Origin of the sequence: Mucilaginibacter pankratovii (assembly GCF_014773265.1) — a bacterium.
Lineage (GTDB): Bacteria > Bacteroidota > Bacteroidia > Sphingobacteriales > Sphingobacteriaceae > Mucilaginibacter > Mucilaginibacter pankratovii.
On the sequence record NZ_JACWMY010000004.1, the window covers coordinates 35,584 to 50,689 of the forward strand.

Genomic DNA, 15,106 nt, shown 5'->3' on the forward strand with positions numbered 1-15,106 from the left:
AAGCGTCCCCGGCTTGTGGCTCGCATGTAACCGCGTGCAAGTAAACCGCAAGGCTAATCAACTATGACCGCCGCTGCCGCAAGCGTCCCCGGCTTGTGGCCTGCATGCAAGGTAACCAAGTGCAAGGTACCCAAGTGCAAAGTAACAACAAGGCTAATCAACTATAACATTAACCAACCCTTTTACCCCGCAATAGTCCCTCGCGCTGCTATATAAATATTCATAGTCCATTTCTACAAATCCGGCTTCCACCGGGTTGTTGTGGGTATAATCCATTTTTTGCTGAATCACAGCAGGGCTCCATAATTCTATGGGGTGATTATGCTGCTGCCAAAATTGGTAATTCGTATTGTTGGCGTTAGCCGCACCTGCTTTTTTAAAAGCATTCAGCATCCATTCCCGCCGGCTTTCCTCAAGATTTCCGTTAATCAGTGGAATAATCTTTTTTGATGTATAAGATTTGAAGTCCGCTATCAGTTCATCCGGCTTTTTAATGTTCGATTTAAAAACCAAATGCATATGGCTGGGCATAATGCACCATGCATAAATTTCCATGCCTTTGGTAGCAACGCAATGGTTTAAATTTTCGACAATGAAATCAAAATAAATACGCCTTACAAATACATCTATCCAAAACACGGTAGCAAAACTTACGAAGTAAAGTCCTTCGGGATTATGGAATTTGTAATTGCGGCTCATGGTTCTAAAATACCAAATTATACTTTAAATGCATCGTGGATTTGCATGGGCCATAAGCCGGGGACGCTTGCGGCAGCGGATGGCACGGGTAATTACGGCTCATAGCTTCTAAAATACGAAATTATGCTATGAAGCGCATCCCGGATTTGCATGCGGGCCACAAGCCGGGGACGCTTGCGGCAGCGGCGGTAGGTGGATGGGACCCACCCCCTTAACAATTCAGTAACTTCCTCATTACAACCAGGCAATAAATTTAATCGGTAATTCATAATTACTATACTTGCATAATATTATAAATACTGATTTTATTATTATGAGAATTAACCTGATAGCCGGCTGCGCGCTGGCAATTATGGCAGTTAGCAGCGCCGCGCAGGCACAGCAAACGCCGCCGAGCCCCCCGGTATCTAACTACAATTACCACGATGCCTTTGCGCCTTTGTTCTATACCAAAAATGGCAGCGAATACCGCGCGGCGGATGGCCAGCCCGGTCCAAAATACTGGCAAAACCGTGCCGACTACCAGTTAGCCGCCCACCTTAACGACCAAACAAACGAAATTACCGGTACAGAGGTACTTACCTATACCAACAACAGCCCGCAAAGCCTTGGCTTTTTGTGGATGCAGCTGGATCAGAACCTGTTCAAGGCAGATTCGCGTGGTACAGCAATCATCCCCCCAAGCGGAAGCCGTAACGGCGGCCGCGGCCAGATGCCTGATGGCGGTTATAAAATTAAGTCGGTAAAAGTTGCCGGTGTTGATGTAAAATACGCCATCAACGATACCCGCATGCAGATCTTTTTGCCCGAATCGGTAAAGCCAAACGGCGGTGTGGTGAAATTGAATATCGAGTATTCGTATATCGCGCCCGAGTACGGTTCGGATCGTACCGGCATCCTGACTACCAAAAACGGCAAGGTCTATACCATTGCCCAATGGTACCCGCGCATGTATGTGTACGATGATGTAATGGGCTGGAACGCCCTGCCATACACCGGCCCAAGTGAGTTCTACCTGGAATACGGTGATTTCGACCTGAGCATTACCGCGCCGGCAAACCACATCGTGGTAGCATCGGGCGAGCTGCAAAACCCAACCGAGGTTTACACCGCCGAGCAGCAAAAACGTTGGGCCGAAGCCGAAAAAAGCGAAACCACGGTAATTATCCGCTCTGCGGATGAGGTGAACAATGCTGCATCGCGCCCGGCAGGTAAAAAAGAACTCACCTGGAAATTCAAGATCAAAAACGCGCGTGATGTATCATGGGCATCATCGGCAGCATTTATTGTGGATGCATCCAAAATGAACCTGCCAAGCGGTAAAAAATCACTCGCCATATCTGCCTACCCGGTAGAAAGCAATGGTAATGATGCCTGGGGACGCTCTACCGAGTATGTAAAAAAATCTGTTGAGTATAACTCGCAAAAATGGTTCGAGTACCCTTATCCTGCCGCTACGGCTGTTGCCGGTAATGTAGGCGGTATGGAGTATCCCGGTATCGTATTCTGCGGTTACCGTGCTAAAAAAGGTCAGCTTTGGGGCGTTAACGATCACGAGTTCGGCCACACCTGGTTCCCTATGATCGTTGGCTCTAACGAGCGCCTGTACGGCTGGATGGATGAAGGTTTCAATACTTTCATTAATACCTTGTCGTCGGCAGATTTTAATAAAGGCGAATACGCACCGCGCAAAACCGATATGCAGCGTGTAAGCTTAACGGTGACTAACCCTACAATGGAGCCGGTATTAAGCAACCCGGAGAATTTGAAAGAAGCCAACAACGGCATCCTGCTATACTTTAAACCGGGTATGGGCTTAACCATGCTGCGCGAGCAGATCCTGGGTCCCGAGCGTTTCGATTTCGCTTTCCGCACCTACGTGGCGCGCTGGGCCTTTAAACACCCAACACCTGATGATTTCTTCCGCACGATGGAAAATGCAGCGGGCGAAAGCCTGCAGTGGTTCTGGAGAGGTTGGTTTGTAAACAACTGGCGTTTGGATGTTGCCGTAACCGATGTAAAATACGTCAGCAACGACCCGGCTAAAGGTGCTTACATCACCCTAACCAATATGGAAAAAATGGCGATGCCAACCCCGCTGGAAATAAAATTCAAAAGCGGTAAAGTGGAGCGTATAAAACTACCTGTAGAAATATGGGAACGTAACAACAGTTTTGTAGTGAAATATGCTTCTACCGAAGAAATAGAATCTGTAACCTACGACCCTGATAAAGTAATGCCGGACTACAACCCGGATAACAATGTCTGGAAAAAGTAATTAAACTACATAAACCCGGTTAACTGCCGGGTTTTTTGTTGGCTTAAGTATTAAAAATGCAAACCTTTGCAGCCATAAGCAAGTTAAATACCTATAAACCCCGCCGCCATGAGAAAAATATTTTCCGTTATCACCGTTATATTGCTTGCTACCGGCCTTGCCAAGGCCCAGGACGTTTTAAAGGGAACGGTTTATGAGAACGGTACCAACACCAAAGTTGATAATGTATTTATCCGCGATAATAACAACAAGCAGATAACGCTGACCGATAAAAACGGCGATTTCAGTATCAAAGCGGCCACCGGGCATATCCTCATCTTTACGTCGCCCGGTTATAATCCGGATACGCTGTACGTGATAGACCTGCGACCTAAAAAGATAATGCTGAGTCCGCAATTTATTGCCTTGAACCAGGTGAATGTGCGCTCTACCCGCCTGGCGTTCGACCCAAGGAAAGAATACCCTGATGTTTACGAAAAAAGTAAGGTGTACGCCTTTTCGCCATCAACCTGGTTTAGCAAGGAGGGGAAGGATGCCCGCCGCCTAAAAAAATTCTTTCAGCGCGAAGCCCAGGAGCGGCATGTGGATGAAGTGTTCAGTAAAGCTTATGTGGGCAGTTTAGTGCCGTTAAAAGGCCAGGATCTGGAAAACTTTATCACCTTGTACCGCCCAACCTACGCTTTTCTGCGGAGCAACAATGCAGAATCGTTAGTGGCGTATGTGAATGATAGCTACAAGAAATTCCAGGCGCTGCCCCCCGAAAAACGGTCGCTTCAGCCGCTTACTACTCCGTAAAAAAACGTTATTAGGGGGCATGCTATCAGTGATAAAATAATTTAAAATATTGTATTTCAGATTTTAAAACAATTTGCTACCTTTGACGTCCCTGAAAGGAGGTATTTGGGATTATGATCATTATCAACGTAAAAGACGGCGAATCATTAGATAAAGCATTAAAACGCTTCAAAAAGAAATTCGAGAAAACTGGTGTATTAAGAGAACTTCGTAGCCGTCAGGCATTCGAAAAGAAATCTATTACCCGCAGGCACGAAATTAAGCATGCCATCTACAAGCAGAATATGAATATAGAAACTGTTTAATTTTTTCTACGGAAAGAATTTTAAACATTTTCTTGTCAACATAAAAAAACTATTTGTACATTCAAATTCTTGGGTGTATAAATAGTTTTTATGTTTTTAGGCAAGTTCATACAGTATATACAATACGAAAAGCGGTACTCGCCGCATACTGTATCCGCCTACCAGTCGGATCTGGAGCAATTCATGCGTTTTCTGAACCCTCCGGGCGAAGAACCCTCCGTAAATCACCCTTCAGAAATTACCCATCACGATATCCGTAACTGGATGGTTGCCGATGAAACACTTGCCCCGCGCAGCGTAAACCGCAAGCTGGCCACTCTGCGCAAGTACTTTAAATTTTTACTGCAGGAAGGGGATATCAAGGTAAACCCAACATCGCGCCTTACCGCGCTTAAAGCCCCAAAGAACTTGCCCAGCGTAGTTGATGGAGCCAAACTCACCAATATGCTGGATGATTATAGCGGCCTTACTTTTGGCAGCGATTTTGAAGGCGTCCGCGATAAAACCGTTATCGAGCTCCTTTTTGGAACCGGCATGCGCCTGGCAGAGATTGTAGGCGTAAAAGAAGCAGATATAAATTTTTACGAAAACACTATAAAAGTTTTAGGTAAACGCAACAAACAGAGGATAATACCCCTCAATACCGAGTTGGTAACCCTGCTGAAGGCCTACATAGCGGCAAAAGGAATTGAAAATTTTCATAACAATTCCTTAACGTTTATCGTTACAACTAAAGGCGACAACGTATATCCGAAGCTTATTTATTTAATAGTGCAGAAATACCTTTCTAACATATCAACCCAAAACAAAAAGAGCCCTCACGTGCTGAGGCACACCTTTGCTACAACATTATTAAACAACGGTGCCGATCTGAACGCCATTAAAGAACTTTTGGGGCACGCTAACCTAAGCGCAACCCAAATTTATACACATAATTCAGTTGAACGTTTAAAGTCTATTTACAAACAAGCCCATCCAAAGGGTTAAAAAGGAGGAAAAATGAAAATTACAGTGCAATCAATTCACTTTACAGCAGACCAGAAATTGCTGAATTTCATCCAAAAAAAGGTTGACAAGCTGGAGACATTTTACGACCACATTATTAGTGGCGAGGTTTATTTAAAACTGGAGAATGTAAAAGACGAAGCAAACAAGATAGCCGAGATAAAATTACTGATACCGGGCAGCCAGATCTTTGCTAAGGAAAAGTGTAAAACTTTTGAAGAAGCCACAGATGCCGTAGTAGAAAGCCTGCGCCTGCAGATAGAGAAGTATAAAACCAAGAAATCAATTGCTGCCGAGGCTGCCAAAAAAGCAGTACTGTTGCCGGCCGAAGACGATTTTTAAGCATATACAGGAATTTTAAGTTCCCGGGATCGGCAGGTTGAAAAACCTGCCGATTTTTTTTGCCCATTAAAAGGGCGAGCACATTGGGCCCAAAATGAGTACAGTAATTAAAAGGATATAACAAACGATGCTGAAAAACGGTGTTTTTTTGATTGTCTGCCTCGCATCTTCTACCGCTGACTGCTTTTTGCGTTGCTTTGCTGATGGTTATTCATACTGTTTACAAAGCCAAAAATTAATTAATTCGGTGTGTTTTAAGCCTCTATATTTTTTTTGAAAAATAATTTTGCGGGGCTCTAAATTTTTGTAGATTTGCAATCCCTTTCAGAGAGGCTTTTAACGCAGCCAATCGAACTAAAGGGAACGGTTCTTTAAAATAAAAAAAATAGCGCAATATTAATTTGCCGCCGATTTTGGGAAAGCTACAGGTGAGTACTAATAATTGGTAACAATTAAGCCTCCTTAGCTCAGCTGGTAGAGCGACTGACTTGTAATCAGTAGGTCATTGGTTCGATCCCGATAGGAGGCTCTGTTTATTTCGGGAGTGTAGTGTTTAGCTTCAACTTTGAACATTATTAATTCCCGGAATCAACAATTGGGGGGATACCAGAGCGGTCAAATGGGGCGGACTGTAAATCCGCTGCTTCGGCTACGAAGGTTCGAATCCTTCTCCCCCCACTTTTTCAGTTGGCAGTTGCCAGTTTGCAGTAAGCAGTTTATATCTGCCAACTGTTAACCGGGAACTGCTAACTGATTTAAAAATTGCGGAAGTAGCTCAGTTGGTAGAGCGATAGCCTTCCAAGCTATAGGTCGCGAGTTCGAACCTCGTCTTCCGCTCGGTTGGTTCATTAGTAGGTTAGTTCATTTGTTCATTAGTGGCAGCCGAAAAAGACCAATGAACTAATAAACGAGTGAACCAATGAACAAAATACAAGCCGACGTAGCTCAGGGGTAGAGCACTTCCTTGGTAAGGAAGAGGTCATGGGTTCAAATCCCATTGTTGGCTCATTATATTAATAACAGAGTATAATACATTTTAAAGTATAAATTAACCTACAAACAAATATAAATCATGGCAAAAGAAAAATTTGACCGCAGTAAACCGCACTTAAACATCGGTACTATCGGTCACGTTGACCACGGCAAAACAACCCTTACTGCAGCTATCACTAAAGTATTAGCTGATGCAGGTTTATCAGAAGCTCGTTCATTCGATTCAATTGACTCAGCTCCTGAAGAAAAAGAACGTGGTATAACTATCAACACAGCGCACGTTGAGTACTCAACTGCAAACCGTCACTACGCTCACGTTGACTGTCCAGGTCACGCGGATTACGTGAAAAACATGGTTACCGGTGCGGCTCAGATGGACGGTGCAATTATTGTTGTTGCTGCTACAGATGGTCCGATGCCACAAACTCGTGAGCACATCCTTTTGGCTCGCCAGGTAGGTGTACCTTCATTGGTTGTATTCATGAACAAAGTGGATATGGTTGATGATCCAGAATTATTAGAATTAGTAGAAATGGAGATCCGCGAACTATTATCGTTCTACGATTTCCCAGGTGATGATATCCCGGTTATTCAAGGTTCGGCCTTAGGTGGTTTGAACGGCGATCCACAATGGGTTGGCAAAATTATGGAGTTGATGGATGCTGTAGATAACTACATCCCTATCCCTCCACGTTTAACTGATCTTCCATTCTTGATGCCTGTTGAAGATGTATTCTCGATCACTGGTCGTGGCACTGTTGCAACTGGTCGTATCGAGCGTGGCGTTATCAACTCAGGCGAGCAAGTAGACATCCTTGGTATGGGTGCCGAAAACTTAAAATCTACAGTTACAGGTGTGGAAATGTTCCGCAAGATCCTTGACCGTGGCGAAGCTGGTGATAACGTAGGTTTATTGTTACGTGGTATTGAGAAAACTGATATCCGCAGGGGTATGGTTATTTGCAAACCAGGTTCGGTTAACCCACACACAGATTTCAAAGCAGAGGTTTACGTATTATCAAAAGCTGAAGGTGGCCGTCACACGCCGTTCTTCAACAAATACCGTCCTCAGTTCTATTTCCGCACAACAGACGTTACAGGTGAAATCAGCCTGGCAGAAGGTGTTGAAATGGTTATGCCTGGTGATAACGTTACCATCACTGTAAAGTTGATCAACGCTATCGCAATGGAAAAAGGCTTACGTTTCGCTATCCGTGAAGGTGGCAGAACAGTAGGTGCCGGCCAGGTAACTGAAATTTTAAAATAATTTCTTACCCTTAAATGGGTAGCAAAACGGTTAATTTTTGTGTAAAGTACCGGAGCTTTCGCTTCGGTACTTTATTCACAATATAAGTAACACAACAAATTTCCGCAGGGAGATTTAATAATACACGGGAATAGTTCAACGGTAGAATAGAGGTCTCCAAAACCTTTGATCAGGGTTCGAATCCTTGTTCCCGTGCTTAAGTATTAATAAAATATGGCTGGCGTAGCTGAGTATATAAAAGAATCATACATCGAGTTGACCGAGAAAGTAACCTGGCCAACATGGAGAGAGTTGCAAAACAGTGCAGTATTGGTATTGGTAGCTGCTATGATCATAGCTATGGTGATTTTTGGTATGGACCAGATCATCGGTTATGTACTTAAACAGTTTTACACATCGTTAGCCTAATTATATATTATAGATGAGCGATCAAACTAAATGGTACGTAGTTAGGGCTATCAGCGGTAAAGAAAAAAAGGTAAAGCAATATATTGATGCCGAGGTAAACCGTTTAGGTATAACTCACCTTGTACCGCAGGTATTGATCCCTACAGAGAAATATTACCAAATGCGCGACGGGAAAAAGATCGCTAAAGAGCGTAACTATTTCCCGGGCTATGTATTGATGGAAGCTGCGCTTGATGGCGAGCTGGAGCACATCATTAAAAACATTAACAGCGTAATTGGTTTCCTTGGCGATAAGCAAGGTAACGCTATCCCACTTCGCCAGGCCGAAGTTAACCGTATTTTAGGTAAGGTTGATGAGATGAGCGCACAGGGCGAAACCATGAATGTACCATATTACGTTGGCGAAAACGTTAAAGTAATGGATGGGCCGTTCAATGGCTTTAGCGGCGTTATCGAAGAGGTGAACGAAGAGAAAAAGAAACTAAAGGTAATGGTAAAGATATTCGGGCGCCGTACGCCGCTTGAATTGAATTACATGCAGGTAGAGAAAGAATAATAGTGTCAGGCATTCAGTATCAAGTATCAAAATTAATTGATAGATACACAGAATAAGATACATCAAGATAATGGAAGAGGGGCAACCCAAAGCCAGACCACAAAATGTTACTTAGCTTCCACTTACTAACATTGAGTTATAATTAAAACAAAGTAAAATGGCAAAAGAAGTCGGTGCGATGGTAAAGCTACAGGTAAAGGGCGGCGCTGCAAACCCATCTCCACCAATTGGCCCTGCATTGGGTGCAAAAGGTGTGAACATTATGGAGTTTTGCAAGCAGTTCAACGCACGTACCCAGGATAAACCTGGTAAAGTGTTACCGGTGCTTATTACTGTTTATGTCGACAAGTCTTTCGATTTTATTATCAAAACCCCTCCGGTAGCTATACAGCTTTTAGAAGCAACAGGCTTAAAGAGTGGTTCGGCAGAGCCCAACCGTAAAAAAGTTGCCAATGTAAATTGGGAACAGGTTGAAACTATCGCCAAAGATAAAATGGTAGATTTGAATGCATTTACAGTAGAATCAGCCATGAAAATGGTGGCAGGTACTGCCCGCAGTATGGGAATCACCGTATCAGGTACGGCTCCCTGGAACTAAATGATTTTGTGAGTAAGATAGCAGACGAGGTTAACTCCGAAATCGAAAATCCCAACTCCGAAATTAAAATTATTAATTAATACAAATCAGTTTAAGACAGTGGCTAGATTAACAAAAAATCAAAAAGCGGCACTATCCAAAATTGAGGCGAACAAATCGTACTCATTAGAAGCAGCATCAGCTTTGGTAAAGGAATTAACCTTAACCAAGTTTGATTCATCTGTTGATATTGATGTGCGTTTAGGTGTAGATCCGCGTAAAGCCAATCAAATGGTACGTGGTATTGCAACCTTACCTCATGGAACCGGTAAAACTGTACGTGTATTAGTTCTTTGTACTCCTGATAAGGAACAAGAAGCTAAAGACGCAGGTGCAGATTACGTAGGTTTGGACGAATATATTGCCAAGATTGAAGGTGGTTGGACTGATGTTGATATTATCATAACTATGCCAAGTGTTATGGCTAAGGTAGGTCGTTTGGGTCGTATTCTCGGTCCGCGTAACCTTATGCCAAACCCTAAATCAGGTACAGTAACGCCAGAAGTTGGTAAAGCTGTAACTGAGGTAAAAGGTGGTAAGATCGATTTCAAGGTTGATAAAACCGGTATCATCCATACCTCAATAGGAAAAGCGTCTTTCTCTGCCGATAAAATTTACGAGAATGCATTAGAAGTATTGCAAACCATCTCTAAATTAAAACCATCAGCAGCAAAAGGTACATATTTTAAGAGTATACATATCTCTTCAACAATGTCGCCGGGTATTACAATTGAAACTAAATCAGTAACGGGAATTTAATCATGAATAAAGAAGAAAAATACGACCTTGTCGTTGCTCTAACCGAGCAGATGAAAGAGTATGGTAATTTCTATATTACTGATACGTCTGATCTTACAGTTGCAAAAGTAAACAATATCCGTCGCCAATGCTTCGAGGCCGATATCACCATGCAGGTAGCAAAAAATAGCTTGATTAAAAAAGCTATGGAAGCTGCAGGCGGCGATTTTAGCCCGATATATGATGTTTTAAAAGGTTCTTCATCAATTCTTTTCTCAAAATCAGCAACTGCCCCGGCAAAGTTGATCAAAGCGTTAAGGAAAAAAGGTGACAAACCGGTTCTTAAAGCAGCATACATCGATTCAGCAATATTTATTGGTGACAACCAGTTGGATACTTTGACCAAATTAAAGTCGAAAGAACAACTGATTGGCGAGATAGTAGGCTTACTGCAATCACCTGCGAAAAACGTTATTTCTGCATTACAATCAGGCGGAAATATACTGGCAGGTGTTGTAAAAACATTACAGGAAAGAGGTTAACGAACACCTCATTTAAAGTTCGATTTAAACAAAAAAGCATTAAGTAAAAATTAAAATAAAAATGGCGGATTTAAAAGCGTTTGCTGAACAGTTGGTAAACTTAACAGTAAAAGAAGTAAACGAATTAGCTCAGATATTAAAAGATGAGTACGGTATCGAGCCAGCTGCTGCAGCTGTTTCTGTTGCTGCTGCTCCTGCTGGTGGCGATGATGCTCCAGCTGCTGAGGCAGTTCAAACTGCATTTGACGTTATCCTGAAAGAAGCAGGTGGCGCTAAATTAGCAGTTGTTAAATTAGTAAAAGATCTTACAGGCTTAGGTTTGAAAGAAGCTAAAGACTTAGTTGACGGTGCACCTAAAGAGGTTAAAACTGGCGTAACTAAAGAAGAAGCTGAATCTCTGAAAAAACAATTAGAGGAAGCCGGAGCGGTAGTTGAGGTTAAATAATTTAACCCACACAAAATAGCATCAGACTCCGACCGTTTTTGGTCGGGGTCTATTGCTGTTTATATCCCTTAGATTTGGGGCGCGGGATATGAGATATGATATTCTTGCGTTGTTATAAATGCACGAGTTACACGTCAGCCTTAAATCTTATTACCACGTATCTCATATCAAAATACAGGTTTAATAAACTAAAATTATAATACCTTGGCAAACAATAATAACCAAAGAGTAAACTTTGCAACCAGCAGAAAGGTACTTGATTACCCCGACTTTCTGGATGTTCAGTTACAATCTTTCCAGGAATTTTTTCAATTGGAAACCACGTCAGACAACCGCTACAAAGAAGGGTTGTTTAAAGTATTTGCCGAAAACTTTCCAATATCAGATTCAAGGAACATCTTCGTTTTAGAGTTTCTTGATTACTTTATTGATCCGCCACGTTACGATATACGCGAGTGTATTGAGCGCGGTTTAACTTACAGTGTGCCATTAAAAGCAAAACTTCGCTTATCATGTAACGATGCCGAGCACGAAGATTTTGAAACCATTGTACAGGATGTTTATTTGGGTACCATTCCTTATATGACACCTAAAGGTACATTTGTTATTAATGGTGCCGAGCGTGTAATTGTATCGCAATTACACCGTTCACCAGGTGTGTTCTTCGGCCAAAGCCGCCACACCAACGGTACAAAATTATACTCGGCCCGTGTTATCCCTTTCAAAGGATCGTGGATTGAGTTTGCTACAGACGTTAATAACGTGATGTATGCTTACATCGACCGTAAAAAGAAATTCCCGGTTACAACCTTGCTTCGTGCAATTGGCTACGATTCTGATAAAGATATATTAGAATTATTTGAGCTGGCTGATGAAGTAAAAGTTAGCAAAAGCGGCCTGAAGAAATTCATTGGCCGTAAGCTTGCTGCAAGGGTGCTTAAAAAATGGGTAGAAGATTTCGTGGATGAGGATACCGGTGAAGTGGTATCTATCGACAGGAATGAGATCATCCTTGAGCGCGAAACCGTTTTGGAAGACGACCATATTGATATGATCATTGATGCAGGTGTTAAAACCATCATCCTGAATAAGGAAGATGCTGCCACCAGCGGTGATTATACTATTATATACAATACCTTACAAAAAGATACTTCGAACTCGGAGAAAGAAGCGGTGGAGCACATCTATCGCCAGTTGCGTAACGCCGAACCACCTGATGAGGAAACTGCACGTGGTATCATCGATCGTTTATTCTTCTCTGATAAAAGATATGACCTGGGCGATGTGGGCCGTTACCGCATCAACCGTAAATTGAAGCTGAACACCTCTGATGAAACCAAGGTTTTAACCAAGCAGGATATCATCGCGATTGTTAAGTACCTGATCAAGTTGATCAACTCAAAAGCTGAGGTGGATGATATTGATCACTTGAGCAACCGTCGTGTTCGTACCGTTGGCGAGCAGCTTTACGCACAATTTGGCGTTGGTTTAGCACGTATGGCACGTACCATCCGCGAGCGTATGAACATTCGTGATAACGAGGTGTTCACACCGACTGACCTGATCAACGCGCGTACACTTTCATCGGTAATTAACTCGTTCTTCGGAACAAACCAGTTATCGCAGTTTATGGACCAAACCAACCCACTGGCAGAGATCACGCACAAGCGTCGTCTGTCAGCCCTTGGGCCCGGCGGTCTGTCACGTGAGCGTGCCGGTTTCGAGGTTCGTGACGTACACTACACCCACTACGGTAGGTTATGTACCATCGAAACTCCGGAAGGCCCGAACATTGGTTTGATCTCCTCACTTTGCGTACACGCCAAGATCAATAACTTAGGCTTTATCGAAACCCCGTACAAACGTGTGGTTGATGGTAAAGTACAGGTTGACGAGGCTGTTATCTATTTATCTGCCGAAGATGAAGATGGTAAAACCATAGGCCAGGCCAACGCGCATTATGATGATAAAGGTGTATTTGCTTTACCAAAAGTAAAAGCACGTTTCGAAGGTGACTTCCCTATTATCGACCCGGAAAAACTGGATCTGATGGACATCGCGCCAAACCAGATCACGTCTATCGCAGCATCGTTAATTCCATTTTTGGAGCATGATGATGCTAACCGTGCCCTGATGGGTTCGAACATGCAACGCCAGGCTGTACCATTGTTACGCCCTGAGGCGCCAATTGTAGGTACAGGTTTGGAAGGCCGTGTAGCAAAAGACAGCCGTACCCTTATTAACGCCGAAGGCGATGGTGTGGTGGAGTATGTTGATGCTAACGAGATCAAAATTAAATATGACCGTAACGAATTGGATCGTTTGATCTCTTTCGATGGCGATACACGCAGTTACCTGTTAACTAAGTTCAAGAAAACCAACCAGAGCACTACCATTAACTTAAAGCCGATTGTTAAAAAAGGCCAGCGTGTTACAAAAGGTGAAGTGCTTTGCGAAGGCTACGCTACACAAAACGGCGAGCTTGCATTGGGCCGTAACCTTAAAGTGGCATTCATGCCTTGGCAGGGTTACAACTTTGAGGATGCGATTGTAATATCTGAGCGCGTTGTGTCTCAGGATATCTTTACATCATTGCACGTTGAAGAGTTTGAGCTTGAAGTACGTGATACCAAACGTGGTGAAGAAGAGTTAACACCGGATATCCCTAACGTTTCGGAAGAAGCTACTAAGGACCTGGACGAAGACGGTATCATCCGTGTTGGCGCTGAGGTTAAAGAAGGCGACATCCTGATCGGTAAGATCACCCCTAAAGGCGAATCGGACCCATCACCGGAAGAAAAATTACTGCGCGCCATATTTGGTGATAAAGCAGGCGACGTAAAAGACGCATCGTTAAAAACTCCGCCGTCTATTGCGGGTGTGGTTATCGATACCAAATTATTCAGCCGTGCTAAGAAAACCACTAAGGCAGAAGAAAAAGCACAGATTGAGAAGCTTGATGTTAAACATGATAAAGCTGTAAAAGATCTTAAAAACACTCTTATCGAGAAGTTATTTGAGATCGTGAACGGTAAAACATCACAAGGTGTTTACAATGTTTACAAGGAGTTGTATGTAGCTAAAGGTGTTAAATTCACTCAGAAGATCCTGACTGAACTGCATTACGAGAACATCAACCCAACCAAGTGGACAACTGATGACGATAAAAACGACCAGATAAAAACTTTGCTTCACAACTATAACATTAAAGTGAACGAAGAACTTGGCGCTTACCGCCGCGATAAATTCGCGATCAGTGTGGGCGATGAGTTACCATCAGGTATCGTACAAATGGCAAAAGTTTACATCGCTAAAAAGCGTAAGCTTAAAGTGGGTGATAAAATGGCGGGCCGCCACGGTAACAAAGGTATTGTTGCACGTATTGTACGTGACGAGGATATGCCTTTCTTAGAGGACGGCACACCGGTTGATATTGTGTTGAACCCACTGGGTGTACCTTCACGTATGAACCTTGGCCAAATCTATGAAACTGTATTAGGCTGGGCCGGTAAAGAGCTGGGCATTAAATTTGCTACCCCAATTTTTGATGGTGCAAGCCATACCGAAGTGGAAGAGTGGGTGAAGAAAGCAAACTTACCAGAATCGGGCCGTACTTACCTGTACAATGGTTTAACCGGCGACCGTTTCGATCAGCAAACCACTGTAGGTATTATCTACATGCTTAAACTGGGCCACATGGTTGATGATAAGATGCACGCACGTTCTATCGGGCCGTACTCTCTTATCACACAACAGCCATTGGGTGGTAAAGCACAGTTTGGTGGTCAGCGTTTTGGTGAGATGGAGGTTTGGGCACTGGAAGCATTTGGTGCATCAAACATACTGCAGGAAATATTAACCGTTAAATCGGATGATGTTATCGGCCGTGCCAAAACCTACGAAGCTATTGTTAAAGGTGAAAACCTGCCAACACCATCAGTTCCGGAATCATTCAACGTATTGGTTCATGAATTAAGAGGTTTAGGTTTGGATATCACATTAGAATAAGGTAAAAGGATAAAGGTAAAAGGTTAAGGGCGCAAAGCTTTTACCTTTTACCTTTCACCTTTACCCTTTAACCACAAAAAACAAAGGA

General features: G+C 43.1%; 14 protein-coding genes and 5 tRNA genes. 18 read left to right on the top strand and 1 reads right to left on the bottom strand.

Translation table 11 applies throughout. The features are described 5' to 3' along the window. Nucleotides 1-153: 153 nt before the first annotated feature. Nucleotides 154-699: an REP-associated tyrosine transposase gene (locus tag IDJ77_RS08555; protein WP_191188536.1), complete on the bottom strand. Its 546-nt coding sequence runs from the start codon at nucleotides 697-699 to the stop codon at nucleotides 154-156. Nucleotides 700-1,012: 313 nt separating this feature from the next. Between IDJ77_RS08555 and IDJ77_RS08560 the strand changes: the two genes are divergently transcribed. From IDJ77_RS08560 to rpoB, 18 genes are all read left to right on the top strand, one after another. Continuing rightward, nucleotides 1,013-2,977 (top strand): M1 family metallopeptidase, encoded by a 1,965-nt coding sequence (locus IDJ77_RS08560; protein WP_191188537.1) that lies wholly within the window; start codon nucleotides 1,013-1,015, stop codon nucleotides 2,975-2,977. Between the two features lie 108 nt (nucleotides 2,978-3,085). Continuing rightward, entirely contained in the window at nucleotides 3,086-3,772 is a 687-nt protein-coding gene (locus IDJ77_RS08565; protein WP_191188538.1) for a peptidase associated/transthyretin-like domain-containing protein, read from the top strand. Nucleotides 3,773-3,885: 113 nt separating this feature from the next. After that, entirely contained in the window at nucleotides 3,886-4,077 is a 192-nt protein-coding gene (gene rpsU, locus IDJ77_RS08570) for a 30S ribosomal protein S21 (protein ID WP_128531938.1), read from the top strand. A 90-nt stretch (nucleotides 4,078-4,167) separates the two neighbouring features. Then, the gene (locus IDJ77_RS08575; RefSeq protein ID WP_191188539.1) at nucleotides 4,168-5,064 is read left to right on the top strand and encodes a tyrosine-type recombinase/integrase; all 897 of its coding nucleotides are present in this window, start codon (nucleotides 4,168-4,170) and stop codon (nucleotides 5,062-5,064) included. Nucleotides 5,065-5,076: 12 nt separating this feature from the next. Next, nucleotides 5,077-5,424, top strand: coding sequence for a ribosome hibernation-promoting factor, HPF/YfiA family (hpf, locus tag IDJ77_RS08580; protein WP_191188540.1), 348 nt, complete (start codon nucleotides 5,077-5,079; stop codon nucleotides 5,422-5,424). A gap of 456 nt (nucleotides 5,425-5,880) precedes the next feature. Further along, nucleotides 5,881-5,953: transfer RNA gene (locus IDJ77_RS08585), tRNA-Thr, on the top strand. A gap of 68 nt (nucleotides 5,954-6,021) precedes the next feature. Continuing rightward, nucleotides 6,022-6,102, top strand: a tRNA-Tyr gene (locus tag IDJ77_RS08590). 86 nt (nucleotides 6,103-6,188) lie between these two features. Continuing rightward, nucleotides 6,189-6,261 (top strand) — tRNA-Gly (locus IDJ77_RS08595). Between the two features lie 97 nt (nucleotides 6,262-6,358). Further along, nucleotides 6,359-6,430: transfer RNA gene (locus tag IDJ77_RS08600), tRNA-Thr, on the top strand. Between the two features lie 66 nt (nucleotides 6,431-6,496). Then, nucleotides 6,497-7,684, top strand: coding sequence for an elongation factor Tu (gene tuf / locus IDJ77_RS08605; RefSeq protein WP_191188541.1), 1,188 nt, complete (start codon nucleotides 6,497-6,499; stop codon nucleotides 7,682-7,684). 124 nt (nucleotides 7,685-7,808) lie between these two features. Next, nucleotides 7,809-7,879 (top strand) — tRNA-Trp (locus tag IDJ77_RS08610). An 18-nt stretch (nucleotides 7,880-7,897) separates the two neighbouring features. Then, nucleotides 7,898-8,092 carry a preprotein translocase subunit SecE gene (gene secE / locus IDJ77_RS08615; RefSeq protein ID WP_191188542.1) on the top strand — a complete coding sequence of 65 codons (195 nt, stop codon included), beginning with the start codon at nucleotides 7,898-7,900 and terminating at the stop codon, nucleotides 8,090-8,092. A gap of 13 nt (nucleotides 8,093-8,105) precedes the next feature. Then, complete coding sequence (gene nusG, locus IDJ77_RS08620) at nucleotides 8,106-8,648, top strand: transcription termination/antitermination protein NusG (protein WP_191188543.1); 543 nt, start codon at nucleotides 8,106-8,108, stop codon at nucleotides 8,646-8,648. Nucleotides 8,649-8,805: 157 nt separating this feature from the next. Then, a complete protein-coding gene (gene rplK / locus IDJ77_RS08625) occupies nucleotides 8,806-9,246 on the top strand; it encodes a 50S ribosomal protein L11 (protein WP_191188544.1) in 441 nt (146 codons plus the stop codon). Between the two features lie 99 nt (nucleotides 9,247-9,345). Next, the gene (rplA, locus tag IDJ77_RS08630) at nucleotides 9,346-10,044 is read left to right on the top strand and encodes a 50S ribosomal protein L1 (protein ID WP_191188545.1); all 699 of its coding nucleotides are present in this window, start codon (nucleotides 9,346-9,348) and stop codon (nucleotides 10,042-10,044) included. A 2-nt stretch (nucleotides 10,045-10,046) separates the two neighbouring features. Further along, nucleotides 10,047-10,565, top strand: coding sequence for a 50S ribosomal protein L10 (gene rplJ / locus IDJ77_RS08635; RefSeq protein ID WP_191188546.1), 519 nt, complete (start codon nucleotides 10,047-10,049; stop codon nucleotides 10,563-10,565). A gap of 61 nt (nucleotides 10,566-10,626) precedes the next feature. Next, nucleotides 10,627-11,010, top strand: a complete 384-nt coding sequence (gene rplL, locus IDJ77_RS08640; protein ID WP_067190371.1) for a 50S ribosomal protein L7/L12 — start codon at nucleotides 10,627-10,629, stop codon at nucleotides 11,008-11,010. A gap of 204 nt (nucleotides 11,011-11,214) precedes the next feature. Then, nucleotides 11,215-15,018 carry a DNA-directed RNA polymerase subunit beta gene (rpoB, locus tag IDJ77_RS08645; RefSeq protein WP_191188547.1) on the top strand — a complete coding sequence of 1,268 codons (3,804 nt, stop codon included), beginning with the start codon at nucleotides 11,215-11,217 and terminating at the stop codon, nucleotides 15,016-15,018. The last annotated feature ends 88 nt before the right edge of the window (nucleotides 15,019-15,106 follow it).

Bases quoted from the DNA above. Each gene is read 5' to 3' on its own strand.
- IDJ77_RS08555 (WP_191188536.1), bottom strand. From the start codon at position 699: ATGAGCCGCAATTACAAATTCCATAATCCCGAAGGACTTTACTTCGTA.
- IDJ77_RS08560 (WP_191188537.1), top strand. From the start codon at position 1,013: ATGAGAATTAACCTGATAGCCGGCTGCGCGCTGGCAATTATGGCAGTT.
- IDJ77_RS08565 (WP_191188538.1), top strand. From the start codon at position 3,086: ATGAGAAAAATATTTTCCGTTATCACCGTTATATTGCTTGCTACCGGC.
- rpsU (WP_128531938.1), top strand. From the start codon at position 3,886: ATGATCATTATCAACGTAAAAGACGGCGAATCATTAGATAAAGCATTA.
- IDJ77_RS08575 (WP_191188539.1), top strand. From the start codon at position 4,168: ATGTTTTTAGGCAAGTTCATACAGTATATACAATACGAAAAGCGGTAC.
- hpf (WP_191188540.1), top strand. From the start codon at position 5,077: ATGAAAATTACAGTGCAATCAATTCACTTTACAGCAGACCAGAAATTG.
- tuf (WP_191188541.1), top strand. From the start codon at position 6,497: ATGGCAAAAGAAAAATTTGACCGCAGTAAACCGCACTTAAACATCGGT.
- secE (WP_191188542.1), top strand. From the start codon at position 7,898: ATGGCTGGCGTAGCTGAGTATATAAAAGAATCATACATCGAGTTGACC.
- nusG (WP_191188543.1), top strand. From the start codon at position 8,106: ATGAGCGATCAAACTAAATGGTACGTAGTTAGGGCTATCAGCGGTAAA.
- rplK (WP_191188544.1), top strand. From the start codon at position 8,806: ATGGCAAAAGAAGTCGGTGCGATGGTAAAGCTACAGGTAAAGGGCGGC.
- rplJ (WP_191188546.1), top strand. From the start codon at position 10,047: ATGAATAAAGAAGAAAAATACGACCTTGTCGTTGCTCTAACCGAGCAG.
- rplL (WP_067190371.1), top strand. From the start codon at position 10,627: ATGGCGGATTTAAAAGCGTTTGCTGAACAGTTGGTAAACTTAACAGTA.